This window comes from Actinomadura nitritigenes (assembly GCF_017573545.1).
Taxonomy (GTDB): domain Bacteria; phylum Actinomycetota; class Actinomycetes; order Streptosporangiales; family Streptosporangiaceae; genus Spirillospora; species Spirillospora nitritigenes.
Genome location: NZ_JAGEOK010000010.1, coordinates 269,729 through 293,683, shown reverse-complemented (window position 1 = coordinate 293,683; position 23,955 = coordinate 269,729). Strand labels below are relative to the sequence as shown.

Here is a 23,955-nt window from a genome sequence, read left to right as displayed (position 1 = left end):
CCCGGTGGCCGCTGGTCTCGGCTCGTCCGGCGGCTACCGGCCGGCGGACAGGGGGCAGTACAGGTCGACGCCGTTGCCGTCGGGGTCGGCGACGGTGGCGTACCGCATTCCCCAGAACGCGTCCCAGGGCTCCTGGATCCCCCGGTGGCCGGCGCCGGTCAGCTCGGCGTACACGGCGTCGACGTCGGCGGGCGCGGGGAACTGGAAGGCCAGGAAGGCGCGGGGGTCGCCCTCGGGACGCGTCCAGCCCGAGGTCTGGGCCGAGGCGCGGAACTTCTCGGTGTCCAGCATGAGGTGCAGCCCGTTCGGCAGGTCGCAGCCCGCGTGGTCGGGGTGGGCGGGGTCGACGGTGAAGTCCACGCCGAGACGGCGGTAGAAGGCGATCGCCGCGTCGATGTCGGACACGATGACGTCGATCGTGTTCAGCGTCGGAGGCATCTCCGGCTCCTTTGCGTAGGCGGATCTCGTGTCACCACCAAGACGAACGGCGACGCCCCCGATCCGACACCTCGCGAGAGGAATGCGGGATCGCGCACCGGATCAGGATCCACCGACCGGATCGCCGGCACCGGCTGGGGCACCGGCGGCGACGGGGCGGCCGTCGGCGCGCCATTCGGTCACGCCGGACAGCAGCGGACGGGCCCTGCGGCCGTGGCTGCGCAGCAGCCGGACCGCCTCCAGCGACATCAGGCAGTAGCGTCCCCGGCAGTAGGCCACGATCTCGGCCTCGGCGGGGAGTTCGTCCAGCCGGTCGGCGAGCTGGTCGACCGGGATACTGCGCGCGCCGGGCAGGTGCGCGGCGGCGTATTCGGCGGACGGGCGGACGTCCAGCACCACCACCCCGCCACCGTCCCCCTCCCCTCCGCCGATGCCGTCCACGAGGCGGGCCAGTTCGTCGCGGGTGACCGGCTCCAGATGGTCGACCTCGCCCAGCCAGGCGCGGGCGGCGTCGCGGACCTCGGGCAGTCGCGCGTGCGCGAGCTGCTTGGCCTGCTCGACGAACACCCCGACCTGGGCGTCGGCCAAGCGGTAGACGACCCGGGTGCCGGACCGGCGCGAGGCCACCAACCCGGCCCCGGCGAGTTCCTTGAGCTGGGCGGAGGTGTTGGACACCTTCATCCCGGCGGCGGCCGCCAGCTCCTCCACGCCGCGCTCCCCCTGGGCCAGCAGGTCCAGCAGTTCCAGCCGGGCCGGATTGGACAGCGCCTTCCCGATCCTCGCGAACCCCGCGTACACCCGCGCCTTCGCGCTCGACATACCCACCCCACCAGGCTATTCCAATACTTCTTGGAATATCGTAGCCAGTGAGGACGGTGCGGGCCGTCACGGATCACCATCGGAGGCGGACATTGAGCACGGATCCCGGATCCGCCGCGCGTTGGGAGGACGTGTACCGCGACCGCGGCGCGGACCGGGTGAGCTGGTTCCAGCGGCAGCCGCAGCCGTCCCTGGACCTGATCCTGCAGGCCGCCGGCGACCGGCGCGCCGGGGTGATCGACGTGGGCGGCGGCGCGTCCCCGCTGGCGGTCCGGCTGGTCGAGGCCGGCTTCGGCGACATCACGGTGCTGGACGTGTCCGGCCGGGCACTGGACGCCTCCCGCCGCGCCGCCGAGACGGCCTTGGGGGCCGCACCGCGAGCCGTCACCTGGGTCCGCGCCGACCTGCTGGCCTGGCAGCCCGCACGCACGTGGACGGTGTGGCATGACCGGGCGGTGTTCCACTTCCTCGCCGATCCCGCCGGCCGGGCCGCCTACCTTGCCGCCCTGCGCCAGGCCACCGAACCCGGCGGCATCGTGGTGCTGGGCACCTTCGCCGCCGACGGCCCCACCCACTGCTCCGGACTGCCCGTCACCCGCTGGACCGCTGAGGAACTGGCCGCCGAACTCGGCGGCGGCTTCACCCTCCTGCACAGCCGCCGTCACGAGCACCGCACTCCGGCGGGCGGCGTGCAGCCCTTCACCTGGATCACCGCCCGCCGCACCTGAGCGACCGTTCCGTAACGGCCGGGCCGGTAAGCGCCATCTCGATGCCGCCGGTTTCACCTTCCCGTGTTTGACGAGCAATGGCAGGGCAAAGTTCTGCACGTCGAAGACGAGGGAGCCGCATGGTCGAGGGAACCGCTCAGTCGTACTGGATGGCGTCGACACGCCCGAGGTCCTACCCGGTGCTCGACGAGGACGTCGACGCGGACGTGGCGGTCATCGGCGGAGGGATCGCCGGAATCGCCACCGCCTGGGAACTGGTCGAGGCCGGCCGATCGGTCGTCCTGCTGGAGGCCGACCGGATCGCGGCGGGCGTCACGGGCTACACCACCGGCCGGTTGTCGGCGGCGCACCCCTGGATCTTCGCGCAGTTGCGCGACGCTCACGGCGCGGACACCGCGCGGCTGTACGCCCGTTCGCAGCAGGAGGCGGTCGACCACGTGGTCGCCACCGCGGAGCGGCTGGGAATCGAAGCCGACATCGAGCGGCGCCCGTCCCACGTCTATGTGGAACGTCCGGACCGGGTCGAGGACCTGAGGGCCGAGGCGGAGGCCGCGCGGGAGGCGGGGTTGCCGGCATCCTTCGTGACCAGCACCGACCTGCCCTACCCGGTGGCCGGCGCGCTGCGGGTGGAGGACCAGGTGCAGTTCCATCCGCGGCGCTACCTCCTGGCCCTGGCCGAAAGGTTCACGAAAGCGGGCGGACGGATCTACGAACGCAGCCGCGCAGTCGAGCTGGCCCAGGGCCAGCCGTCACGGGTGGCGACCGATACGGGCGCGACGGTACGGGCCCGCGACGTGGTGGTGGCGACCCTCTTCCCGGCGCTGGGCACGCGGGCGCTCGACTCGCGGCTGACGCCGCTTCGCGAGCTGGTGGTCGCCGCACCGATCGCGGCCGAATCCGACCCGGGGGCCCTGTACATCACCCGGGAGGAGAACACGCGATCGGTGCGGACCGCGCCGTACCGGGACGGGCGGCGGCTGCTGCTGGTCACCGGCGAGTCGTTCCCGCCGGGCACCACCGACGTCGCCGACCGGCAGCGGCGCCTGGTCGAGTGGACCCGCCGGCACTTCCGGATCGACGACGTCGCCTACTGGTGGTCGGCGCAGGACCTGGACACCGCCGACAAGATCCCTTACGTGGGGCGGGTCGAGGACCACCTGTACGTCGCCACGGGATACGCCCGCTCGGGCATGAGCCACGGGGTCATGTCGGGTCGTCTGCTCACGCGTCTCATCTGCGGAGAGGACTCCCCGTGGGCGGACCTCTACTCCCCCACTCGGGACCACCCCCGGCAAGAGGTGAGCACGGTCTCCCAGACCGTGGCGACCAAGGCGAAGCGGACGGTGATCGATCATCTGCACGCCATGACCAGGTCCGCCGACGACCTCCGGAGGGGGTCGGGCGCCGTCATTCGCCACGACGGCCGGCTCCAGGCGATCTACAAGGACGACAAGGGCAACGCGCACGTCCTGTCGCCGCACTGTCCGCACTCGGGCTGCCTGGTGCGCTTCAACGACACCGAACGGGTCTGGGAGTGCCCCTGCCACGGCTGCCGGTTCGCCCCGGACGGGTCGGTCCTGCAAGGACCCGCCATCTCCTCGCTCCCGGTCGCCGACGACCCCTCTGTCACCCGATAGCCGCCTTCGTGCGTCAGCCGTCGAGGCGGCGGAGGAGGAACCGCTGGACCTTGCCGCTGGGGGTCTTGGGCAGGGAGTCCACGAAGTGGACGCGGCGGGGGTAGGCGTGGGCGGAGTAGCCGGTGCGGACCCGCTGCTGCAGGTCGGCGACGAGGTCGGGAGAGCCCGCGGCGCCGCCGGCCAGGACGACGAAGGCCTCCACGACCTCTCCGCGCAGCTCGTCAGGGCGTCCGACCACGGCCACGTCGGCGACGGCCGGGTGGGTGATCAGCGCGCTCTCGACGTCGAGCGGGGAGATCCGGTAGCCGGCCATCAGGATGAGGTCGTCGTCGCGGGCGGAGAAGAAGTAGTGCCCGTCCGCGTCCGCGGTGCCGACGTCGCCGGTCAGGTACCAGCGGCCGTCGGGCGTGAACCGCTCGGCGGTCTTCTCCGGCGCGCCGTCGTAGCCCCCGAACCACATCAGCGGGCTGGCGGTGGCGTCGAGGGCGATCGTGTCGCCGACGACGCCGGCGGTGAACCCCGGCAGCGGCCTGCCCATGGAGCCGGGCTTGACGGGCGCGGCCAGGTCGGGGTGCCAGGCGTTGGCGATCACCATGCCGTGCTCGGTCTGCCCGTAGTGGTCGCGGACCTCGGCGCCGAGCGCGCCGGCCGCCCAGGCCGGGACGTCGGGGGTCAGCGGCTCCCCGGCCGAGGAGGCGCGGCGCAGGCGGACACCGTCGGTGCTCTCCCGGCGCAGGGCCCGGTACACGGTCGGTGCCGCGGCGAAGTTCGTCACCCCGAACGCCCTGAGCACCGCGATCGTGCTCTCGGCGGTGAATCCGGCGTTCAGCAGCAGGTTGCGCCGCCCGAGCGCCAGCGGTCCGACGATGCCGTAGTACAGCCCGTAGGCCCAGCCCGGGTCGGCGGCGTTCCAGAACACGTCCTCGGCGGTGACGTCGAGCCCGTAGTGCATGTAGCAGGAGAAGGCGGCCAGCGCCTTGAGCGGCACCGGGACCCCCTTGGGCTCGCCGGTGGTGCCGCTGGTGAACAGCCGGATCAGGGTTCCGCTCCCGCCGACCGCCGCGTCCTCGGCCGGCGGCGCGCCGCCGGTGACGAGCGCGTCGAAGTCCGGTCCGGTGACGAGCGCGGTCACGCCGTCCCGGAGCAGGCGTTCGATCTTGCCGTGCTGGCTCGGCTCGGTGACGACGAGCCGGACGCCGGCGGCCCTGACCCGCATCTCGATCGCCGGAGTGGCGAACGCGGTGAACAGGGGCACGTGCACCGCGCCCAGCCGCCAGATCGCCAGCAGCGTCACCACCAGCTCGAACCGCTTGCCCATCAGCACCGCGACGTTGTCGCCGGCGGCCACCCCGCGCGCCGCGAGCGCCGCGGCCAGGCGCTTTGACGCCTCGGCCAGGTCCCCGTAGGTGAGATCGCGGGCGCTCAGATCGGGCTCGACGAAGGTGAACGCGATGGCGGACGGGTCATGGCGGTCGCACAGCAGATGCGCGGCGCACGCCCCGGCCGCGTCGAAGTCGGCCAGCCAGGACTCGATCTGCGCGGCCGTCCGTGCGGCGGCGCCCGCGGGGTCCGCGGCGGTCCGTGATGTGTCATCCGAGGTGGGCATGAGCCATACTCTGCGCTGTGGTGCGCGACACGCCTACCCTCCGAAGAGGGCATTGATGCTTGCGGGAAGGCCGCTGGCCGAGCGGCTCCAGGCGACCGTGGCCCGGGTCAGGTCCGCCACCGGGGTGTCCCTGGCCTTCGGCGGGCGCGTCGATCAGGCCGGTGTTCTGCTGAAGCACTTCGACGGTCCCCTGGTGGGACCGCTGGCGGGCGTGAAGCTGGCGGTCGGGCACGGGCTCGGCGGCAAGGCCGCCTCGATCCGCCGGCCGATCGTCGTCAACGACTACTGCCGGACCCCGCAGATCACCCATGACTACGACCGCATCATCCAGGCCGAAGGGCTGCGCTCCATGGCGGCGGTGCCCGTCGTGGTGGCCGGACGGACCGTCGCCGTCGTCTACGCCGCGTTCCGCGGGGACCGGATCATCGGCGACCGGATCTACGACGCCGTCGTCGGCGAGACCCGCTCCCTCGAACACGCCCTCGTCGCCGCCGAGGTGATCGACGCGGCCGAGGAGCCCCGGACCGGCGAGGAGGTCCGCGAGGAGAACCGGCGGCTGCGCGCGTCCGCCCGCGACGCCTATGCCCGCCTCCGGCTCCTCGCCGCCCGGACGGCCGACCCGTGGATGCGGGAGGAACTCCTGCGCGAGGCCGAGCGCCTCTCCGGCCGCGACCCGGCCGCATCCGGACCGCGGGTCGCGCTGACCGGCCGCGAGGCCGACGTCCTGGCCCTGGTCGCCGGCGGCCTGGCGAACCCGCAGATCGCCGCGGCGCTCGGCCTCACGACCTACACGGTCAAGAGCTACATGAAGTCCATCATGTCCAAGCTCGGGGCCGGGACCCGGCACGAGGCAGTGGTCATCTCCAGGAGGCAGGGCCTCCTCCCCTGAGCCGGCGACCGGCAGCCGACCACCCAAGATCTGCCCGAGTGCCGTCCGCGAGGCCGGCGGCGCACGCCGGTCATGCCCCGCCGGTTCTGAGGAGCCGCCGGGTCGTCTCCAGGCAACGGTGACATCAGGGGCTATAACTTGTTCCGGGTGGTTTGGCCTGCACGGACGCGCCAACGCGTGCAGCCCCGACCGCCGGAGGGCCTCCTCTGTTCGGCCACCTGACGGGCCGACTCTGAACTGCGTAGGGAGAACGGCATGCGGACGGGACCTGAGCCGGCGCCGGCGCTGTTGGACAGGCTGCCTGAGCGCGCGGCCCTCGACGGCCTGCTGGAGGATCTCCGGTCGGGACGCGGCCGGGCGCTGGTGATGCGGGGCGAGGCGGGGGTCGGCAAGTCGGCGCTGCTGGAGTACGCGGTCGGCGCGGCGGCGGACATGCGGGTCGCCCGGGCGGCGGGGCTGGAATCGGAGATGGAGCTGACGTACGCCGGGCTGCATCTGCTGTGCGTTCCGCTGCTGGACCGGCTCGACGCCCTCCCGGGTCCGCAGCGTGACGCGCTGAGCGTCGCGTTCGGGCTGCGGGAGGGCCCTGCGCCGGCGCGGTTCCTCGTCGGCCTGGCGGTGCTGACGCTGCTGGCGGAGGCGGCCGAGGAGCGACCGCTGCTGTGCGTGATCGATGACGTGCACTGGCTGGATCAGGCGTCGGCGCAGGCACTGGGATTCGCGGCGCGGCGGCTGCTGGCCGAGCCGGTGGGCCTGATCTTCGCCGCCCGCGAGCCGGGCGAGGAGTACCGGGGGCTCACCGACCTGGAGGTGCGGGGGCTTCCGGACCAGCACGCCCGCGTGCTGCTGCGGTCGGTCGTCCGCTTCCGGCTCGACGAGCCGGTCCAGGACCGGATCCTGGCCGAGACGAAGGGCAACCCGCTGGCGCTGCTGGAGCTGCCGCGGGGGCTGGACCCGGCGCAGCTGGCGGGCGCGCTCGGGCCGGCCGGGGCCCAGCCGGTACCGGAGCGGATCGAGCGGGGCTTCCGCCGCCGGCTGGAGGCGCTGCCGGCCGACACGCGGTCGCTGATGCTGGTCGCGGCGGTGGAGGCGGCCGGCGATCCGGCGCTGATCCGGCGGGCGGCCGAGCGCCTCGGCGTCCCGGCGTCCGCCGTGGAGCCCGCCGAGGCCGACGGGCTGCTGCAGGCCGGGACGCTGGTCCGTTTCCGGCATCCGCTGGTGCGGTCGGCGGTGTACTCGGCGGCGTCGCCGTCGGAGCGGCGGGCGGCGCACCGGGCGCTGGCCGAGGTGACGGACCGCGACCGCGATCCCGACCGGTGGGCATGGCACCGGGCGGCGGCCACGTCCGGTTCCGACGAGGACGTGGCCGCGGAGCTCGAGCGGTCGGCGGACCGGGCACGGGCCCGCGGCGGCGTCGCCGCGGCGGCGTCGTTCCTGCGGCGCGCGGTCGAGCTGACGGAGGAGCCCGCCCCGCGGGCCGAACGCGCCCTGGAGGCGGCACAGGCGAGTTTCCAGGCCGGTGCGCTGGACGTCACGGCGGAGCTGCTCGCCCTCACGACGGCCGGTCCCTTGGACGAACTCCAGCAAGCCCGCGCCGCCCTGCTGCGCGGACGGCTCGCGTTCGCCTCCGGCCGGGGCAGCGATGCCCCGGGGCTGCTGCTGAAGGCGGCCAAGCAGCTGGAGACGCTGGACGTCGCGCTCGCACGCCAGACCTACCTCGACGCGTGGTTCGCCGCCGTCTACGCCGGCCGGTCCGCGGGCGCCGGCGACCTGCACGAAGTCTCCCGGGCCGCGCAGTCCGCCCCCTCGCCCGCGGGCGGGCCCCGTCCGCTGGACCTGCTGGTGGACGGGCTGTCCCTGCTGGTCACCGAGGGACGCGCGGAGGCGGCACCGGCGTTGAGGGAGGCGGCGCGGGTCGTCGCCGAAGACGACATCCCCCTGGCGGAGCGCCTTCAGTGCAGCCGGGTGGCCCTGGCCGCCGCGGCACTGGTGTGGGACGAGGAGCACTGGCGCGCGATCCTGGCCCGCGACGTCCAGCTCTGCCGGGAGACCGGCATGCTCACGCAGCTGGCGCTCTACCTGGGTCCGATGGCCCTGATGGCGATCTGGCGGGGCGATTTCGCGGCGGCCGTCTCGCTGGCCGCTGAGGAGAAGGAGCTCGCGGCGGCGACGGGTGCGGGCTTCGTCCGCCACGCGGCCCTGATCCTTGCCGGCTACCGGGGGGACGAGGCCGAGGACCCCTCGACGATCGAGGCCGTGGCCGCCGCCGCCCAGGCCGCGGGCCAAGGGAGCGGGGTCCAGATGGCGCAGTGGATATCCGCCGTCCTCCTCAACGGGCTCGGCTCCTACGAGGAAGCGCTGGTGAAGGCACGTCAGGCCGCGGAGCAGGCACCTGAACTGTACGTCTCCATGTGGGCCCTCCCCGAGCTGATCGAGGCGGCCTGCAGGAGCGGGCGGACCGGGCCGGCCATGGACGCGCTCGGCCGGCTCACCGAGGTGACCGCCATCGCCCGGACCGACTGGGCGCAGGGGATCTACGCGCGGTCCCGGGCGCTGCTCAGCGAGGGCGAGGACGCCGAGCGCGGGTACCGCGAGGCGGTCGACCGGCTCCGCCGTACCGGCTTCCGGTCCGAGCTGGCCCGCGCGCACCTGCTGTACGGCGAGTGGCTGCGCCGCGAGGGGCGGCGCACCGACGCGCGGACGCACCTGCGCGAGGCCCACGACATGTTCACCGACATCGGCATGCGGGCGTTCGCCCGGCGGGCCGGCCGCGAGCTGCTGGCCACCGGGGCGACCGCTCGCGGGCGCGGCGCGGACGCCGCCGGCGAGCTCACCGCCCAGGAGGCGCAGATCGCCCGGCTGGCCCGCGACGGCCTGTCCAACCCCGAGATCGCCGCCCAGCTGTTCATCAGCCCCCGGACCGTGGAGTACCACCTGAGCAAGGTCTTCACCAAGCTGAACGTGACCTCGCGCAAGCAGCTCGACGGCGTCCCGCTCAGCCGCCTCGTCGCGAGCTAGCGCGGCGGACCGGGCCGCGGTCCGGCCCATATCGCCTCGGGGACAGCCGCTTGTTCCTGAGTGACCGTTCCGGGGACGTGCCCGACGACCTCGTGTTACTACTTTCGGTGTCGTCAACGGAACGGTGAGTGCCGATGAGTCGTGATGAGACCGCCGAATCGCGCGACGAGGTGGTGTATCTGGTCGCGGGGGTCGCCGACGTGGTGCTGGACGGCGCGCGGAGCGTCCTGCGGCGGCTGCCGGGGCTGGGCGAGGTCCGCCGGGAGCTGCGGGCGCGCGGCGAGCTGGCGTGGGGCCGGGCGGCGCCGAGGTCCGAGTCCCACATGGAGGTCCTGGCCCGGCGGGTCGGCGAACGCGGTGCTCCCGGCGACCGGGACGCGGCCCCTGACCGAAGCCGATGAACGAGCTCCGGACCCGGGTCGACCTGGCGCTGGAGACGTTCCTCGATGCCGAGGTCGCCGAACTGGTGGCGCTGGACGCGGACCTGGCGCCGGTCGCCGAGCAGGCGCGCGTGTCGGTGGCGGGCGGCAAGCGGATCCGTCCCGCGTTCTGCTACTGGGGGTGGCGGGCGGCCGGGCAGCCCGACGCCGAGTCGATGGTGCGGGCCGCCGCGGCGCTGGAGCTGGTGCACGCGGCGGCGATCGTCCACGACGACGTCATCGACCGCAGCTCGCTGCGGCGGGGCCGCACCACGGCCCACGAGCGGCTCGGCGACGGCCTGGCGATCATGGTCGGCGACCTGCTGCTGGGCTGGGCCGGGCATCTGTTCCACGCCTCCGGACTGCCGCGCGCGTTCCTGGCGCGGGCGGTGTCGATGTGGACGGCGATGGGCCGGGAGCTGATCGCCGGCGAGTGCCTGGAGCTGCTGAGCACCGGCGGGCCCGCCGACGTCCGGCGGTCGCTGCGGATCGTCCGGTTCAAGACCGCCTCCTACACCGTGGAGTGGCCGCTGCGGATCGGCGCGGTGCTGGGCGGCGCCGCCCCGGCGACGCTGGAGGCGCTGGCCGGGTACACGCGCCCGCTGGGCGAGGCGTTCCAGCTCCGCGACGACCTGTGGGGCGTGTTCGGCGACCCCGACGTCACCGGCAAGTCCGACCTCGACGACCTGGCGGGCCGCAAGCCGACCGCGCTGCTGGCCCTCACCCTCGAACGCGCCGGCCGAGCCGACCGCGACGAGCTGCGGGAGTTGCTGCGCGGGGCGGTCGGCGGCGCCGAGGCCGACCGGGTCCGGCAGATCATGCGCCGTTCCGGTGCCGCCGACCAGGTGCGGCGGATGATCGGCGAACGGGCCGGCGCCGCGCGGACGGCGCTGGCCCGCGTCCGGCTCGCGCCCGAGACCACCCTTGCCCTGACCCTTCTGATCGATGAGGTGACCGCGGATGCCTGACGCTCCGGCCTCCCCCGACCTGCCGGGCACCGGCCGCTACGACGACGCCTTCATGGACGCCCTGCGGCTCCAGGGCGACGAGCCGGCCGACGCGACCGTGGAGGCGCTGTTCACCGGCGGCCACGTCGCGCGGTTCAACACGCTGATGCGCTGGTTCACCACGTCCGGGCAGCCGCTCCCCGACGGGCTGCCCGAGCCCGCCCGCGACTACCTGCGCGCCACCGCCACCGCGCCCGACTGGGTCGACTGGACGGTGATGGAAGAGGCCCGGCGGTTCTTCATCGACAACGACGTGCACATCTCCACCGCGCTGTCGTTCGCGTCGATGCCGGCCTGCTATATGGTCCCGCACGTGGCGAGGCTGCTGTCGGCGACGCACTCGCTGGACTACCCGTCGCGCCGGATGGCCGAGACCGGGCAGTTCACCATCTACCTCATGCAGCCGGACGCCTTCGAGGCGGGCGGGCGGTTCCTGCCGTCCGCGCAGAAGGTGCGGCTGCTGCACGCCTCCATCCGCCGCCACCTGCGCGAGGCCGGCCGCTGGCCGGAGCCCGTGGCGATCTGCCAGGAGGACATGCTCGGCGGGCTGATGATGTTCAGCATCCAGGTCCTGGACGCCCTGGACCGCCTCGGCGTCCACATGACGCAGCAGGGCGCCGAGGCCTACTACTACGCCTGGTACGTGGTCGGCGCGATCCTGGGCTGCGACCCGGCCGTCATCCCGCCCGACCTGCGGGCCGCCCGCGAGTTCTCCGACCGCTACATGCTGCGCCACATGGGCCCCTCCGACGAGGGCGCGCACCTGACCCGCCAGCTGATCGAGCTGTACGAAGAGGTCGTCCCGGGCACCCTGCTCGACCCCGTGGTGCCGGCCCTGATCCGGTTCCTGGTCGGCGACACCGCCGCCGACTGGCTCCAGGTCCCCCGGTCCCGCTGGGACGACATCATCAAGATCGCCCCCGCGCTGCTCGGCGTCCTCGAACGCTTCGAGGACCGCGGCCCCTGGGCCGCCCAGGTCTCCGACCGGCTCGGACGCCTGATCACCCGCCTGGAACTGACCTCCCTGACGCGCGGCCGGGTCATGCACTACGCCCTCCCCGAAGACCTCGAACCCGCCCACGGCGTCCCCGCCACCGGCCGGTGGAGCCCTCCGCCTCCCATCACCACCCCATAGGCCGCGCCGTCCCTTCCGTGATCGGCGGGCGGGCCGTACCGCGGCTCCTCGTCACCCGAACTCGGCGGCATGGTCGACGGCCCACCTCGCGAAGGTGCCGGCGGGCCGGCCGGTGAGGCGCTCGACGTGATCGGTGACGCGGTCCGACTCCGGCCGGCGCAGCGAGGCGGCGACCAGCGCTTCCACCAGCCGCTCGGGACGACCGTCCGCGAGCATCCGTGACCGCGCGAGGTCGGCGGTGACCGCTCGGAAGCGCAGCCGGCGCCCGAGCGCGGCACCGAGGAGAGCGACCTGGTCGGCGCGGCTCAGTACCTCGGGCCCCGTCAGCAGGTACGGCTCGTGCCGGTCGTGGTGCCCGAGCAACGCGGCCGCCGCAGCATCGGCGACATCGCGCTCGTCGACGACGGCCGTGCGCGCGATCTCCGGGCCCGACACCACGTCGCCCGCCCGCACCTGCGGCGCCCAGCCGCGGGCGTTGGACGCCAGCGTGTCGCTCCGCAGCACCACGGGCCGCAGGCCGGCCTCGCGGAGCAGGGCTTCCATGTCCGCGTGCACCTGAACGATGGGATCACTCTGGCGTACGGCTCGGTCGTCGATCGCCGTCGAGGACAGGTAGACGACGCGGGGTGCCGCCGCGCCGAGTTCCGCGACCATGTCCTGGGCGGGCGCGGAGTCGAGCAGGGGCCAGATCAGAAAGACGGCGTCGACGCCTGCGAGCGCCGCGCGCATGGCAGCGGGGTCCGTGAGGTCGCCGACCGCCCACTCGGCTCCGGGGCGCGGTCCGCCCTGGTCCCGTACAAGGCCTCGTACGCGCGCACCGCGTGCTCGGAGACGTGCGACGACCTCACGGCCGAGGTTGCCGGCCGCGCCGGTGACCAGGATCGATGAACGGCGTGCGGGGCCCGTCGGGCCGGTGGTGTCAGGCATGATCGAGACGCTAGGGGTTCAGGTCGACATGAAGGCAAGGCGCGCGTGGTGAAGACGATCGGAGAAGTGGCCGCGGAACTCGGGATCGAAGCCCACGTGCTGCGGCACTGGGAGGACGTCGGGGCGCTCACCGTGCGCCGCGACGGCAACGGCTACCGCGTCTACGACGACAACGCCGTGGAGCAGGCGCGCACGGTCCTGAAGCTGCGGCGCGTCGGGCTCTCATTGCCCGAGGTAACCGCCGCCATGGCGCCGACGAAATCGGCGGCGCAGGCGGTCGTCGAGGCGAAGATCGCCGAACTCGAGAGCGAAGTCGTCCAGCGGCAGCGGGCGATCACCTTCCTGCGGCACACCGCCGAGTGCCGGCATCGCTACCTCGACGACTGCCCGGACTGCGCGACCTTCGTCCGCGAGACCTGAGCCGCCCGCCCGCTGATCCTTCAGGAGCGCCCGGCGGCCTGCCAGCGCAGATCGCGGGCTTCGCCGGGCCAGCCGGTGCGTTCCAGAAGGCCGGCGAGGTCGAGCAGGATCTGCGTGTTGGCCTGGTAGTCGTCGTCCTGCTCGTCGGGATCCTCGTGCGCGGCCATTTCTTCCAGGGCCGTCCGATACCAGGTCTCCGCCTCATCGTCACGGCCCGTCAGTTCCAACAGCAACGCCAGCCGGTTGCGGGCCGCCGGAAAGTAGAGGCAATCGGCGCCCTCTCGGTACCAGCGCTCCGCCTCCTGCAGATTCCCGTCCTCCTCAAGGAAGATGCCCAGGTTGTAGGCGGCGGTGGCCTGGGATCCCGTTTCGGCTGCACGGCGCATCCAGACGACGGCTTCGGCTCGGTTCCCATCCTCCAGGCAGAGCGCCAGATCGTTCATCGCAAGGGTGTCGCCGTGCTCGGCGGCGACACGCAGCCAGCGCACGGCCTCCTCCAGGCGGCCGAGTTCCTGACAGCAGCGGCCCAGCCGGTACGGGGCGTGCGCGTGCCCCTCCTCGGCAGCGCGGCGGAGCAAGGGTTCCGCCTCGGCGTACTCCCCGCCGAAGTACAGGGCCTCGCCCTGTTCGTAGACGTCCTGCATGATCGAAATGCTGCACCCATCTCGATGATCGCGCTACGCCGGGCGACATCACACCTTCGTCACCGACGGCGCCGAAAGCGCCGCGTCAATGAGAGCTGCGGGAGCGCTCGTCGAGACCTGCGGATCACGCGTCCTAGACTTCGCGGATGACCAGCGATCCTCTCTGTTTCACGGTCCTTGGCTGTGCGACGCCGTACCCGACCGTGGACAATCCTTGTTCGGGTTACCTGGTGTCCGGCGGAGGCACACGGGTGTGGGTGGACGCGGGCAGCGGGACGCTGGCTCAGTTGCAGCGGCACGCCCGGCTGGACGAGCTGGACGCGATCTGGATCTCGCATCTGCACGCCGATCACAGCGCGGACCTGCTCACCGCCTACTACGGCGCGCTCTACGCCGACATCGAACTCGCCGATCCGATCCCCCTCTACGGTCCGCCGGGCATCGCCGACCGGCTGGCGCACTTCCTCACCAACACCTCCACCCGCAGCCCGGTCGAATCCGCCTTCGCCATCGAGGAACTGCACGACGGGCATGAGGTGCGGGTCGGTGCGCTCACGCTGACCAGCCGGGCGGTCGCGCACGGCATCCCGGCTTTCGGCCTGCGCGTGGAGGCCGAAGGCCGGTCGCTGGTCTACTCCGGGGACACGGCCCCCTGCGCCGGCCTGACGAGTCTGGCCGAGGGGTGCGACGTGCTGCTGTGCGAGGCCGAAAGCGTCCGGGCCCCGGCTTCGGGCGAACAGGTCCACCACACGCCGGAGGAGGCGGGCGACACGGCCCGCGAGGCCAAGGCGGGACGGTTGGTCGTCACGCACGTCGGGCGTTTCCTCACCCCGCAGCAGGCCGTGGCGCGTGCCTCGACACGCTTCGACGGTCCGATCGAATACGCCGCGCCCGGGGCCACCTTCTCCGTCGGCTGAGCCACCAGGCGACGGGAACGCTGCCGCAGGTCGCCGCACAGCTCGACCGGCTGGACAGCACGGTCTCACCGAAGGTGATCGAAGGACACGCGGCGATGATCACGACTTCGGCCACTGGTCCGGACACACTGGCCACATGGGTGATCTGGAGGGAGGACCGCGGCGGACGTTCCCCGCGGTGCCGGGTGGGGACCGGCCCTTCCGTGCCCCGGCGACCACCGTGGCGTGACCCTGGCCGATCGGCCTGCCGTGGACGCTACTCCGCCGAGCCGGGGAGCTTCCGCTGCTTTGCGTTGAAGCGCGCCTTCTTCTGGCGATTTCCGCACGTGTTCATGTCGCACCATTTGCGGGTGCGGCTCTGACTGGTGTCGAAGAAGGCGGCCCGGCAGGTCGGTGATGCGCACAGAGCCAACTTCCCGTCTCGTTCACCTGCGATGATGTCGATCGCGTCGGCGGCGATCACGCCGAGCGCATCCTCCACCCGGGAAGCCGAGCTGAGCCGCCACCGCCGCTTCCCCTCGGGCGTCAGGATCGCAGCGGCCCGGCCCTGAACGCTGCAGTCATTGATGACGTGGACGGCAGACGCGGGGAGAGCCTCCTGGATCGCCGCCGCCGTCGCTGCGAGGTGAATCGATTCCCTCAGTTCCCGGGCGAGGTCGAGCTGGGCAGTGGTGCAGGAGTCCACGGCGAGGCCGTTCACCGCCAGCCAGTCGACGAGTCGCTGCGGTGTGGGAATGCGCTCGACGGCGTCGCCGCGGCGCTCCGTCAGCGTCGCCGTGAAGCTGGTCGCCAGCACGCTGCCGAGGCGGAAGTCAGGGAACCCAGCACGCATGGAACCACCTTAGCCGGTTGCACGTCGGCGCGAGCGCATGTAGAACCGTCTTAGACGGTTCCGTTATGTCCAGGAGGTTCGATGTCCCGTCCGACCAGCGACGTGCACGCATTCGAAGCCCATGCGACCGACGCCGACCTCGACGATCTCCGCGCGCGACTGGCCGCTGCGCGGCTACCGGAGGCCGAGACGGTCCGTGGCGCCGCGCCGGGCCCTGGCCGATGGGACCAGGGCGTTCCTCTCGCCGACCTCGTCGACGTCGTGGACTACTGGCGCACCGGGTACGAGTGGCGGTCGTTCGAAGAGCGCCTCGACCGTCTCGGCCAGTTCCGCACGACCATCGATGACCTGGGGATCCACTTCCTGCACCGTCGATCCGCGCGTGCGGACGCCACTCCTCTGATCATGACGCACGGCTGGCCGGGCAGCATTGCCGAGTTCGTCGACGTCATCGACGAACTGGCGGATCCGGAGGATGCGGACGCCCCGGCGTTCCACGTCGTGGCCCCCTCGCTACCCGGCTTCGGCTACAGCGACAAGCCGGCCGCCACCGGATGGGGAACCGAAAAGATCGCGGCCGCATGGGTGGAACTGATGGGAAGGCTCGGCTACGGAACGTTCGTAGCCCACGGCGGCGACTGGGGAGGCAACATCACGACGGTTCTCGGCGGCAGGTTCCCGGCGCATGTCCTCGGTATCCACACGACGTTCGCGGAGGCACCGCCCGGGGTGACGACGGACGGGCTGACGGCGGCCGAGCGCAGGTGGACCGAGGAGACCCGCGGTTTCTGGCGGCACCGCGCGGCGTACGCGAAGCAGCAGGCCACCCGACCGCAGACCATCGGCTACTCGCTCGTCGACTCACCGGTCGGGCTTCTCGCCTGGATCCTCGACAAGTTCGCCGAATGGTCGGACACCGAGGACGGCCCGTTCGAGACGGTGTCCAGGGACCGCGTTCTCGACGACGTCACCCTCTATTGGCTGACGCGGACCGGCGCGTCGGCGGCCCGCATCTACTACGAGAGCCACAACTCACTCGACCCCGAACTCCGGGTCGACGTCCCGTCGGCGATCAGCATGTATCCCCGCGACATCGAGAAGTGTCCGCGCCCGTGGGCACGGGAGCGGTACCGACAGATCGTCCGGTGGAGGTCACCCGAGAGCGGGGGGCATTTCCCGTCGCTCGAGGTCCCCGAGTTCTTCGTCAAGGACCTCCAAGAAGGCCTCGCGGCAGTGCTGGCCGCTCGTCGGTGAACACGGCTCGGGCGCACCCTCCCCCGGCCCTGCGCGTGCTCTCAAGCGCTGTGGTCCTCGGGCGGCGGCAGGTAGGGGCTGAAGTGGTCGGCGACGATGTCGGCAATGGCCGCGGCGTCGCGGGATCCGTCGACCTCGATCACGCGGATCCCGAGGCGTTGGGCGGAGCGGACGGCGTCGTCGGCGACGAGACGGTCCCGCTCCAGCCGGTTGCGTTGGGCTCGTACGGGGTCGCTGACGCCACTGCCCATGGTGGCGGCTCGCGGGAGCTCGTGGAGCTGGCGGTCGCGGAAAGCGTGAGTGGGCACCATGACGACCATCTGCCGGGGAGAGCCGACGATCGGGGCGACCAGTTCGGGGCGGAGCCCCCAGCCTTCGGCGATGATGGGGCGCCCGGACACCAGGCAGCGGAGGTCGTCCAAGGCCCATTCGAACCGGATCGGAAAGCCGGCCAGTGTCTCGGCGGCCATGTCCTCCGGGGTGGTGTTCACCCACATCCGGTCGGGGTCCGGGCCGGCGGGAGACTGGCCGAGCCTGACGCGGCGAGCGATCCGTCGGTCGTTGTGGCCGCGGGCGTCGTGGTGGTCGTAGTGGTAGACGGTCAGCCCGTACCGGAGGGCCAGCAGCCGGGCGACGGTGGACTTACCGGCCCATTGCCCGCCGCTGATCCACAGGACCCGGCGGAGCGTGCCGAAAGGATCCCATGGGTGCTTCTCGGTGTCGGTCCCGGTCACGAGTCTCCTATGCTCCGTGGCATGCGGCGATCGCGGCGGCGCGGTCGCGCAGGGAGTTCCGCAACCACCGCGGGGCCAGGGTCTCCGCGTCCGTGGCGAGCTGCCACAACGCCCATTCGGCGTGCCTCGGATCTTGGAAGGTCACCTCCATGCGCAGCCGGCCGTCCGAGTCGGCCTCCTCGGCGCGGACGGTCAGCGCGGTGGCCGCCAACTCCTCTCGCCGCGCCGGATCCACCCGCACCAGGACGGCGACCTGGTCGCCGCCGGTCCGGAACCGCGTGCTGCGTTCCTGCCAGGCCCGGTCCAGATCGACCCGGTCCGATCGCTGCGCGGGTTCGGCGAGTTCCTCGGCCGCCAGGACCCGGGACAGCCGGTAGGTACGGTCCTCGCCGGACCTCGTGGCCAGCAGGTAGCCCTGGCCGCGCACGGTGACCAGGCCGATCGGGTCCACCGTGCGCCACTTCGGGGCCTGGCCCACGGCCGCGTAGTGGATGCGCAGCCTGTGCCCGGCGAACACCGCGCGCCGGACCTCGGCGACGACGGCGTCGGGCACCTCCTCGGCGGCCAGCCGGCGCGAGAGGAGGTCGGTCTCCGGCTCGATGAGCAGTCGCCGGACCGCTCCGGCCGCGGCGTCCCGATGGCCTTCGGGGAGCGCGTCGACCACCTTGAGCATGGCCGACGCGAGCGCCGAGCCGAGCCCGAACGCCTGCGCGCCGCGCCGTGATCCGGCGATCAGCAGGGCGAGGGCCTCGTCGTGGTTCAGTCCGGTGAGCTCCGTCCGGAAACCGGGCAGCAACGCGAACCCGCCGTGCCGGCCGCGTTCGGCGTAGACCGGGACGCCGGCCGCCGAGAGCGCCTCGATGTCGCGCAGGACGGTGCGGGTGGACACCTCCAGCTCGCGGGCCAGCGTGGCCGCGGACAGCCGACCGCGCTGGCGCAGCAGCAGCACCAGCGAGACCAACCGGTCGGCGCGCATGCGTGAACCCTACTGAAATACACGACACAGGATGTCGTGATTCGTTGGGAGGGTCATCGGCACGGCGCCGGCGCCGGGCGGCCACCGAGCCGGTCGGCGTCCGCGCACTCGACGAGTCGAACGGAGCCGATGTGGCAGTGGAACGAACGGCGGTCAACCCGTGGGCGTGGTCGGTGGAGATGGGATACCACCAGGGCGAGATCGTCTCCGGGCACACCCGGACTCTGTACTGCTCGGGGCAGGCCGCCATGAGCGGCGACGGCAGGCCCCGGCACCCCGGTGACATGGCGGCGCAGCTGGCGCTGAGCCTCGACAACCTGGAGGCCGTTCTCGGCGAGGCCGGCATGTCGCTCGTGAACCTCGTCCGGGTGAACGTCTACACCACCGACGTCGATCTCCTGTTCCAGCACTACGGCGTGCTGGCGTCGCGGTTGGGCGCCGCCGGGGCGGCACCGTCCACCACGATGCTCGGGGTGACACGGCTGGCGGTCCCCGACCTCATGGTCGAGCTCGAGGGGACCGCCGTCGCGTGACACGGCCACGCCGCCTCCGCTGCTCGTGCCGGTCGTACCGGCACGAGCAGCGGGCCTGTGGGCCCGCGCGCAGGGCCGGTCGGCACGCGGGCGGCTCGGCTCGTGCTTCCGCCCGGGCCTCAGTTCGAGCGGCTCGTCCGCACGGTGAGGCGCCGGATCAGCTGCACGTCGGTGAGCGGTCCCGTGGACGCGGCGAACCCGAGCTTCACGGTGTCCGGGACAGGCCGGGGTGCGGGGAATCGGAGCACCCGCCGGAAGCCCCGTCCGTCCCGGAAGTCGACGTCGACCGTCGCCATCGGCTCCGGCGAGGACGACACGCTGACACGGACGGTCCTCTTCACCGGTTCCAGCAGCCGTTCGGCCCGTCCGGGCGTCGCACCGGAAGGCATCCTCTTCAGATCGCCGTGGAGCCGGCCGGGAAGCGTCGACGGCCAGCGGCCCTCGGTCGTCGCGTTCCCCGTCGTGGCGGCGAGCAGGCAGTAGCCGTCGTTCCCGCTACCGGGGCCGCGGGCGCTCACGACATTGGGTCCCGGAGCGGGCCGGCGGAGCGCCGTTCCGGCCGGAGAACGCCGCTCGCAGCCGTTTCCGCGCCTTTCTCCGTCGCCGAAGTAATCCCCCAGCACGTCGAGCCCGATACCGAGGTATCCGCCGTTGACGCCAGGGACGAATTGGCCATCGCTGCTATCGTCCGGCAGTTTCTGGGCGTAGCCGAGGCTTCCGCCGAAGGCGCCCGGCGTGGTGAGCCGCGCCGCGCCGTCGGTGAGGAAGAACGAGATCCCGTCCGCGGGCGCACGCGTGGTGTTCCCGTACTGCCACTGCTCGAAGGTCACCTCCAGCCCCTCCCTCGCCGGGATCGGCGAGTCGAACAGCACGGCGCCGGTCTGCTCGACATGGGCATCGGTGAGCTGCAGGTACCCGTGCCGCGCCGCGCCGCCCGGGGGCACGGGGCCGGCCGGATCCCGGCGGCACCCTCCCAGAGGATGGTTCGTGGCCTCCGCCGGCGCCTTCCCGCGCGGCGCGCCCGTCAGGCACGCCGCCCCGTACCCGATGAAACGCGGGTCGGCGCGCGCGCCGGTGAACGACTCGCCCACCAGTAGCGATCCCGGCTTCCGGTGGGCCGCCGAGACGTGTCCGGCCGACGCGGCGGCCGTCGCGGTCATGGCGACCGCGATCGACGCCACGACGCGAAGCGCCCCATTTCTCATATCGCCGACTCCCCTGTGCGAGGTTCACACCGCCGCCCCTGCCACCGTCATCATGTGACCACGAATTCGCCCGGGAAGCCGCGCATTACCTCAGTCATGGAGATGGGCAAGTCCGATCATGACGAAAACGCGTGTCCTCCCATGGGAGGGTCACCCGTTCGCCTTCAGAGGTTGGAGGCGACGAGGCCCGCCAGGCAGACGCCGCCCAGCACCGCCGCCGCGCCCGCCGTCAGGTAGCGCAGGAGCCGCCCCGGCCGGCGGTCGGCGAGCAGGTAGTTCAGCCCCAGGGGCATGGGGATCAGGAAGAGCAGGCCCAGAGCGGGCAGGATCAGCGCGGACAGGCGGCCCTTGAGGTCGGCGGGCCGAGCCCGCTCGCCATCGGGCTGCAGCCGGGCCGGGAAGCTCTCGCCCTCGTCCGACTCGGGGGGCAGCCCCACGGTGCGGGCGGCCGTCCCGCGGTCGTCGGGGACGAAGCGTCCGCGGCACTCGGTCCGCTCGTCGTCTCCCGAGCCGTAGTCGACGCACCGCTCCACCGTCGCCGTACCGGGCGTGCCGGTGAGACCGAACGCCAGGCGGGCGTCGGAAAGGCCGAAGAGCAGGGGCAGGAGGGCGACGGCGAGCCAGCCCACGATCGTGACGAGGGCGCCGGCAAGGCTCATTCTCCGCTGTGACATGCGTGTCCTTCATGCGAGGGGAGCCCCGGCCCTCGCTATGACGCACGCGGAGGCGATCTCGTTCGCGGTCGGAGGATGTCCGCTGTCGCATGCGAGAACGGCGCGGGCTGACGCCCGCGCCGTCCCGTGGTGTCAGACTTCGGTCCGCTTCGGCAGCTTCCAGCCGGGGCGGGGGAAGTGGCACGTGTAGCCGTTCGGATACTTCTGCAGGTAGTCCTGGTGCTCCGGCTCGGCTTCCCAGAAGTCGCCAGCGGCGGTCACCTCGGTGACGACCTCGCCCGGCCACAGGCCGGACGCGTCGACGTCGGCGATGGTGTCCTCGGCGACCTTCCGCTGCTCGTCCGACGTGTAGAAGATCGCGGAGCGGTAGCTCGTCCCGATGTCGTTGCCCTGCCGGTTCAGGGTCGTGGGGTCGTGGATCTGGAAGAAGAATTCGAGCAGCGCCCGGAAGTCGGTCCGGTCGGGGTCGTAGACGACCTCGATCGTCTCGGCGTGGGACCCATGGTTGCGGTACGTGGCGTTGGGCACGTCGCCGCCGCTGTAGCCCACCCGCGTGGAGACCACTCCGGGCTGCCGGCGGAACAGCTCTTCCATCCCCCAGAAGCAGCCGCCCGCGAGCAGGGCCCTCTCGGTTGCCATGTTCTCTCCCTCGTGTCCTCTGTCGATGGTTACAGCGGGCATCGCGCCGGCGTTATTCCGGTGGGGCCGCTGTGGCCGATGGTCCTACCCGCTGCGAAGGAAAAGGGCGCTGACCAGTCGTCTGGCGCGGTGGGGACCTACGTCCTGAGCAGCATCGCGGCGGCCGTGCGCGCGTGGCGGGCGGGGGCGGGGTCGCCGGTGATGCCGGCGGTCACGATGGCTCCTTCGGCGAGCAGGAAGACCGGTTCGACCGCCGACGATCCGGCGGCCCGGACCCACGCGGCGATCTGGTCGTGGAACGCCTGCTTGTGCGTTCGGACCTCGGCGAGCACCGCCGGGGACGAGGGGCCGAGCTCGCCGTGGGCGTTGATCCAGGCGCACCCGCGGAAGCCCGGCTCGGCGAACCACTCGGCGAGCCAGTCGAAGACCGCGAGGACCCGGTCGCGCGGATCGGGGACCTGGTCCACGTGGGCGGCCAGGGTTCCTCTCCACCGCCGGTCGCGCCGCCGGAGCATCGCGACGACGAGATCCTCCTTGGCGGCGAAGATCCGGTAGATCCGCTTGAGCGGCAGGCCGGAGGCGGCGCGGACGTCGTCCATGCCGACCGCCTGGATCCCTCGTTCGTAGAAGAGCTTCTCCGCCGCGTCGAGCAGGGCCTCACGGTCCGACCGCGTCTGCTCCTCGGTGATCGGGGCGGGCACCGCGCCTCCTTGACATTGAGAACGATGGTTCTCTAGCGTAGCGCCCATCGACAGAGAACGACCGTTCTCAACGCGAGGAGGCCACCATGCCGGAAGATCGCCCGCCCTACCCGCCCTTCACGCGGGAGACCGCCCTGCAGAAAGTCCAGGCGGCCGAGGACGCCTGGAACACCCGTGATCCCGAACGCGTGGCGTCGGCCTACACACCGGACTCGGTCTGGCGGAACCGGGACGCCTTCATCAGCGGCCGCGACGAGATCGTCGCGTTCCTGACCCGCAAATGGGAGCGCGAGCTGGACTACGCGCTGCGCAAGAGCCTCTGGGGATTCCGCGAGAACCGCATGGCCGTCCGGTTCCAGTACGAGTGGCACGACGCGGAAGGCCAGTGGTGGCGCAGCTACGGCAACGAACTCTGGGAGTTCGACGAGCACGGCCTCATGCGACGCCGCGAGGCGAGCATCAACGACGTCGCCATCGCCGAAGCCGACAGGCGCATCCACGGCCCCCGTCCCGAGGACGAACGCGGGATCGACATCCCGCTCCAGTAGCACCCCGGCCGACGTCCATGCGTGCCGGTGCCGGCGGTGCCGGCGGGCTTGGCCGTCAGCCGCCGTTGTGCGGCCTCGGGCCCCCCAGGCGGCGGTGTTCGCCTGGAGGGATGCCGTATCTGGCCTTGAACGCCCTGTTGAAGGAGGAGCCGTCCTGGAAGCCCCACCGGGCTCCCACCTCCGAGACGGTCACGTTCTTGAGCGCGGGGTCGAGCAGGTCCGCGCAACACTTCCGGAGTCGTCGGGACCGGATGAATTCGCCGACGCTTTCGCCGCTCCCGTGGAAGAGATGGTGCAGATATCTCACGGAGATCCCGTGCGCGGCGGCGATCACCGCGGGAGAGAGGCCGGGCTCGTGGAGGTGGTCGAGCACGAACGTCCTGACCTGGAGCGCGAGAGCCTCCTGCCGCGTCGGAGGCATCCGGTCCTCCTCGCCCATCAGGCTCGCGGCGAAGGCCGTCGCGAGCCCGATCGCCGCGGGCTCCAGATGGCGGGCGACGGACGCGTCCAGGCTTGCCATCTGCTCGGCGCACCCGGCCATGAAGCGGGCGAGAAGCGCTCCCGGCCCGGACTGCGAGGGGAACGGCCTCGACGCCGAACCGAGCAGTCGCCTCTCCGGGAACGGGACGCAGCTCCTGGGAATGTGCAGCAGCAACAGGCGGGCCGGCTCCGCATCGGCGAACGCATGCGCCTCGTAGGGGTGGGAAGTGCCGAAGAGGAGCATGTCACCGGCTCCCGCGACCGTCCGGGTGCGGTCGCGCTCCAGCAGCATCGTCCCGGCCCGCACGAACCCGAACTCCCACCATTCGGGGTCCGAGCTGCGGATCAGACGGCGGGTCCGATCCGACCGCAGCGACGTGAACTCGAGAGCGGACATCCCTGCCGCTCCCAGCTGCAGATGGTCCGCCGCCGCCTGGAAGCCCCCCGCGTCACCGACGGTGATCGCGGTGGGAACGAGATCGCGAGAGGTGATCTCGCGCCACCAGTCGACCCGATCGGCCGGCGGCACATCAGAGCTCCGCAATCTCACCTGGACCTCGAAATGACTCGCTGATCCGGAGCCGTGCTCCGCGGGGCGGCTCCGCAAGCCGGCTGCCGATGTTCGCGCTTCGGCTCGGGCATCGCTGACTCCGGCGAAGGATTCATTGACCGAGTCAAAGATACAGGATCACTCCGTGCGGGGCGACGTATCGGCGCGAAACCGCTTGGGCTCTGGCCGGTCCTTTGCATCGCCCCGTGCGGCCCGCGCCGGTGG

Annotated in this window: 25 protein-coding genes; 12 read left to right on the top strand and 13 right to left on the bottom strand. The window is 72.3% G+C overall.

Features of this window, described 5'->3' with window-relative positions; translation table 11 throughout:
* Positions 1–33: 33 nt before the first annotated feature.
* On the bottom strand, positions 34–438 hold the full coding sequence (locus J4557_RS17945; protein ID WP_208267813.1) for a VOC family protein: 405 nt from the start codon (positions 436–438) through the stop codon (positions 34–36).
* A gap of 102 nt (positions 439–540) precedes the next feature.
* Positions 541–1,257 carry an ArsR/SmtB family transcription factor gene (locus tag J4557_RS17940; RefSeq protein ID WP_208267880.1) on the bottom strand — a complete coding sequence of 239 codons (717 nt, stop codon included), beginning with the start codon at positions 1,255–1,257 and terminating at the stop codon, positions 541–543.
* Positions 1,258–1,349: 92 nt separating this feature from the next.
* On the opposite strand from J4557_RS17940, the gene J4557_RS17935 reads away from it, so the two are divergent.
* Both J4557_RS17935 and J4557_RS17930 read left to right on the top strand, forming a co-directional pair.
* Entirely contained in the window at positions 1,350–1,985 is a 636-nt protein-coding gene (locus J4557_RS17935) for a class I SAM-dependent methyltransferase (protein WP_208267811.1), read from the top strand.
* Between the two features lie 119 nt (positions 1,986–2,104).
* Entirely contained in the window at positions 2,105–3,622 is a 1,518-nt protein-coding gene (locus J4557_RS17930; protein ID WP_243775911.1) for an FAD-dependent oxidoreductase, read from the top strand.
* Between the two features lie 13 nt (positions 3,623–3,635).
* Here J4557_RS17930 and J4557_RS17925 read toward each other — a convergent pair whose 3' ends face one another.
* Positions 3,636–5,228 carry an AMP-binding protein gene (locus tag J4557_RS17925; RefSeq protein WP_208267809.1) on the bottom strand — a complete coding sequence of 531 codons (1,593 nt, stop codon included), beginning with the start codon at positions 5,226–5,228 and terminating at the stop codon, positions 3,636–3,638.
* 55 nt (positions 5,229–5,283) lie between these two features.
* Here J4557_RS17925 and J4557_RS17920 point away from each other — a divergent pair, with 55 nt between their 5' ends.
* From J4557_RS17920 to J4557_RS17900, 5 genes are all read left to right on the top strand, one after another.
* Positions 5,284–6,117: a LuxR C-terminal-related transcriptional regulator gene (locus J4557_RS17920; protein WP_208267808.1), complete on the top strand. Its 834-nt coding sequence runs from the start codon at positions 5,284–5,286 to the stop codon at positions 6,115–6,117.
* A 255-nt stretch (positions 6,118–6,372) separates the two neighbouring features.
* Positions 6,373–9,135: an ATP-binding protein gene (locus tag J4557_RS17915; protein ID WP_208267806.1), complete on the top strand. Its 2,763-nt coding sequence runs from the start codon at positions 6,373–6,375 to the stop codon at positions 9,133–9,135.
* A 134-nt stretch (positions 9,136–9,269) separates the two neighbouring features.
* Complete coding sequence (locus tag J4557_RS17910; protein ID WP_208267804.1) at positions 9,270–9,536, top strand: hypothetical protein; 267 nt, start codon at positions 9,270–9,272, stop codon at positions 9,534–9,536.
* Positions 9,533–10,522 (top strand): polyprenyl synthetase family protein, encoded by a 990-nt coding sequence (locus tag J4557_RS17905; protein ID WP_208267801.1) that lies wholly within the window; start codon positions 9,533–9,535, stop codon positions 10,520–10,522. The genes J4557_RS17910 and J4557_RS17905 overlap by 4 nt, the downstream gene beginning before the upstream one ends.
* Positions 10,515–11,696 carry an oxygenase MpaB family protein gene (locus tag J4557_RS17900; protein WP_243775910.1) on the top strand — a complete coding sequence of 394 codons (1,182 nt, stop codon included), beginning with the start codon at positions 10,515–10,517 and terminating at the stop codon, positions 11,694–11,696. The genes J4557_RS17905 and J4557_RS17900 overlap by 8 nt, the downstream gene beginning before the upstream one ends.
* A 51-nt stretch (positions 11,697–11,747) precedes the next feature.
* On the opposite strand, the gene J4557_RS17895 is transcribed toward J4557_RS17900, so the two are convergent.
* Positions 11,748–12,623 carry an NmrA family NAD(P)-binding protein gene (locus J4557_RS17895; RefSeq protein WP_208267799.1) on the bottom strand — a complete coding sequence of 292 codons (876 nt, stop codon included), beginning with the start codon at positions 12,621–12,623 and terminating at the stop codon, positions 11,748–11,750.
* A gap of 48 nt (positions 12,624–12,671) precedes the next feature.
* Here J4557_RS17895 and J4557_RS17890 point away from each other — a divergent pair, with 48 nt between their 5' ends.
* The gene (locus J4557_RS17890; protein ID WP_208267797.1) at positions 12,672–13,043 is read left to right on the top strand and encodes a MerR family transcriptional regulator; all 372 of its coding nucleotides are present in this window, start codon (positions 12,672–12,674) and stop codon (positions 13,041–13,043) included.
* Positions 13,044–13,063: 20 nt separating this feature from the next.
* Here the strand turns inward: J4557_RS17890 and J4557_RS17885 are convergent, their stop codons facing one another.
* Positions 13,064–13,687, bottom strand: a complete 624-nt coding sequence (locus tag J4557_RS17885; RefSeq protein ID WP_208267795.1) for a tetratricopeptide repeat protein — start codon at positions 13,685–13,687, stop codon at positions 13,064–13,066.
* Between the two features lie 146 nt (positions 13,688–13,833).
* On the opposite strand from J4557_RS17885, the gene J4557_RS17880 reads away from it, so the two are divergent.
* Positions 13,834–14,604 carry an MBL fold metallo-hydrolase gene (locus J4557_RS17880; protein ID WP_208267793.1) on the top strand — a complete coding sequence of 257 codons (771 nt, stop codon included), beginning with the start codon at positions 13,834–13,836 and terminating at the stop codon, positions 14,602–14,604.
* Between the two features lie 256 nt (positions 14,605–14,860).
* Here J4557_RS17880 and J4557_RS17875 read toward each other — a convergent pair whose 3' ends face one another.
* Positions 14,861–15,436, bottom strand: a complete 576-nt coding sequence (locus J4557_RS17875; RefSeq protein ID WP_208267791.1) for a CGNR zinc finger domain-containing protein — start codon at positions 15,434–15,436, stop codon at positions 14,861–14,863.
* An 81-nt stretch (positions 15,437–15,517) separates the two neighbouring features.
* Here J4557_RS17875 and J4557_RS17870 point away from each other — a divergent pair, with 81 nt between their 5' ends.
* A complete protein-coding gene (locus J4557_RS17870) occupies positions 15,518–16,690 on the top strand; it encodes an epoxide hydrolase family protein (protein WP_208267789.1) in 1,173 nt (390 codons plus the stop codon).
* 41 nt (positions 16,691–16,731) lie between these two features.
* Here J4557_RS17870 and J4557_RS17865 read toward each other — a convergent pair whose 3' ends face one another.
* Positions 16,732–17,424 carry a hypothetical protein gene (locus J4557_RS17865; RefSeq protein ID WP_208267787.1) on the bottom strand — a complete coding sequence of 231 codons (693 nt, stop codon included), beginning with the start codon at positions 17,422–17,424 and terminating at the stop codon, positions 16,732–16,734.
* A gap of 7 nt (positions 17,425–17,431) precedes the next feature.
* Positions 17,432–18,400 carry a helix-turn-helix transcriptional regulator gene (locus J4557_RS17860; RefSeq protein WP_208267785.1) on the bottom strand — a complete coding sequence of 323 codons (969 nt, stop codon included), beginning with the start codon at positions 18,398–18,400 and terminating at the stop codon, positions 17,432–17,434.
* Between the two features lie 137 nt (positions 18,401–18,537).
* Here J4557_RS17860 and J4557_RS17855 point away from each other — a divergent pair, with 137 nt between their 5' ends.
* The gene (locus J4557_RS17855; protein ID WP_208267877.1) at positions 18,538–18,933 is read left to right on the top strand and encodes a RidA family protein; all 396 of its coding nucleotides are present in this window, start codon (positions 18,538–18,540) and stop codon (positions 18,931–18,933) included.
* Between the two features lie 119 nt (positions 18,934–19,052).
* Here J4557_RS17855 and J4557_RS17850 read toward each other — a convergent pair whose 3' ends face one another.
* The 4 genes from J4557_RS17850 to J4557_RS17835 all read right to left on the bottom strand — a co-directional run bounded on the left by J4557_RS17850 (position 19,053) and on the right by J4557_RS17835 (position 22,152).
* On the bottom strand, positions 19,053–20,138 hold the full coding sequence (locus J4557_RS17850) for an L-type lectin family protein (RefSeq protein ID WP_208267783.1): 1,086 nt from the start codon (positions 20,136–20,138) through the stop codon (positions 19,053–19,055).
* Between the two features lie 164 nt (positions 20,139–20,302).
* Positions 20,303–20,812 (bottom strand): hypothetical protein, encoded by a 510-nt coding sequence (locus J4557_RS17845; RefSeq protein WP_208267782.1) that lies wholly within the window; start codon positions 20,810–20,812, stop codon positions 20,303–20,305.
* A gap of 132 nt (positions 20,813–20,944) precedes the next feature.
* Positions 20,945–21,451 carry a peptide-methionine (S)-S-oxide reductase MsrA gene (gene msrA, locus J4557_RS17840; protein WP_208267780.1) on the bottom strand — a complete coding sequence of 169 codons (507 nt, stop codon included), beginning with the start codon at positions 21,449–21,451 and terminating at the stop codon, positions 20,945–20,947.
* Between the two features lie 137 nt (positions 21,452–21,588).
* Positions 21,589–22,152, bottom strand: coding sequence for a TetR/AcrR family transcriptional regulator (locus J4557_RS17835; RefSeq protein WP_208267778.1), 564 nt, complete (start codon positions 22,150–22,152; stop codon positions 21,589–21,591).
* A gap of 86 nt (positions 22,153–22,238) precedes the next feature.
* Here J4557_RS17835 and J4557_RS17830 point away from each other — a divergent pair, with 86 nt between their 5' ends.
* A complete protein-coding gene (locus tag J4557_RS17830; RefSeq protein WP_208267776.1) occupies positions 22,239–22,700 on the top strand; it encodes a nuclear transport factor 2 family protein in 462 nt (153 codons plus the stop codon).
* Positions 22,701–22,755: 55 nt separating this feature from the next.
* Here the strand turns inward: J4557_RS17830 and J4557_RS17825 are convergent, their stop codons facing one another.
* Entirely contained in the window at positions 22,756–23,709 is a 954-nt protein-coding gene (locus J4557_RS17825) for a helix-turn-helix domain-containing protein (protein ID WP_208267774.1), read from the bottom strand.
* Positions 23,710–23,955: the final 246 nt, after the last annotated feature.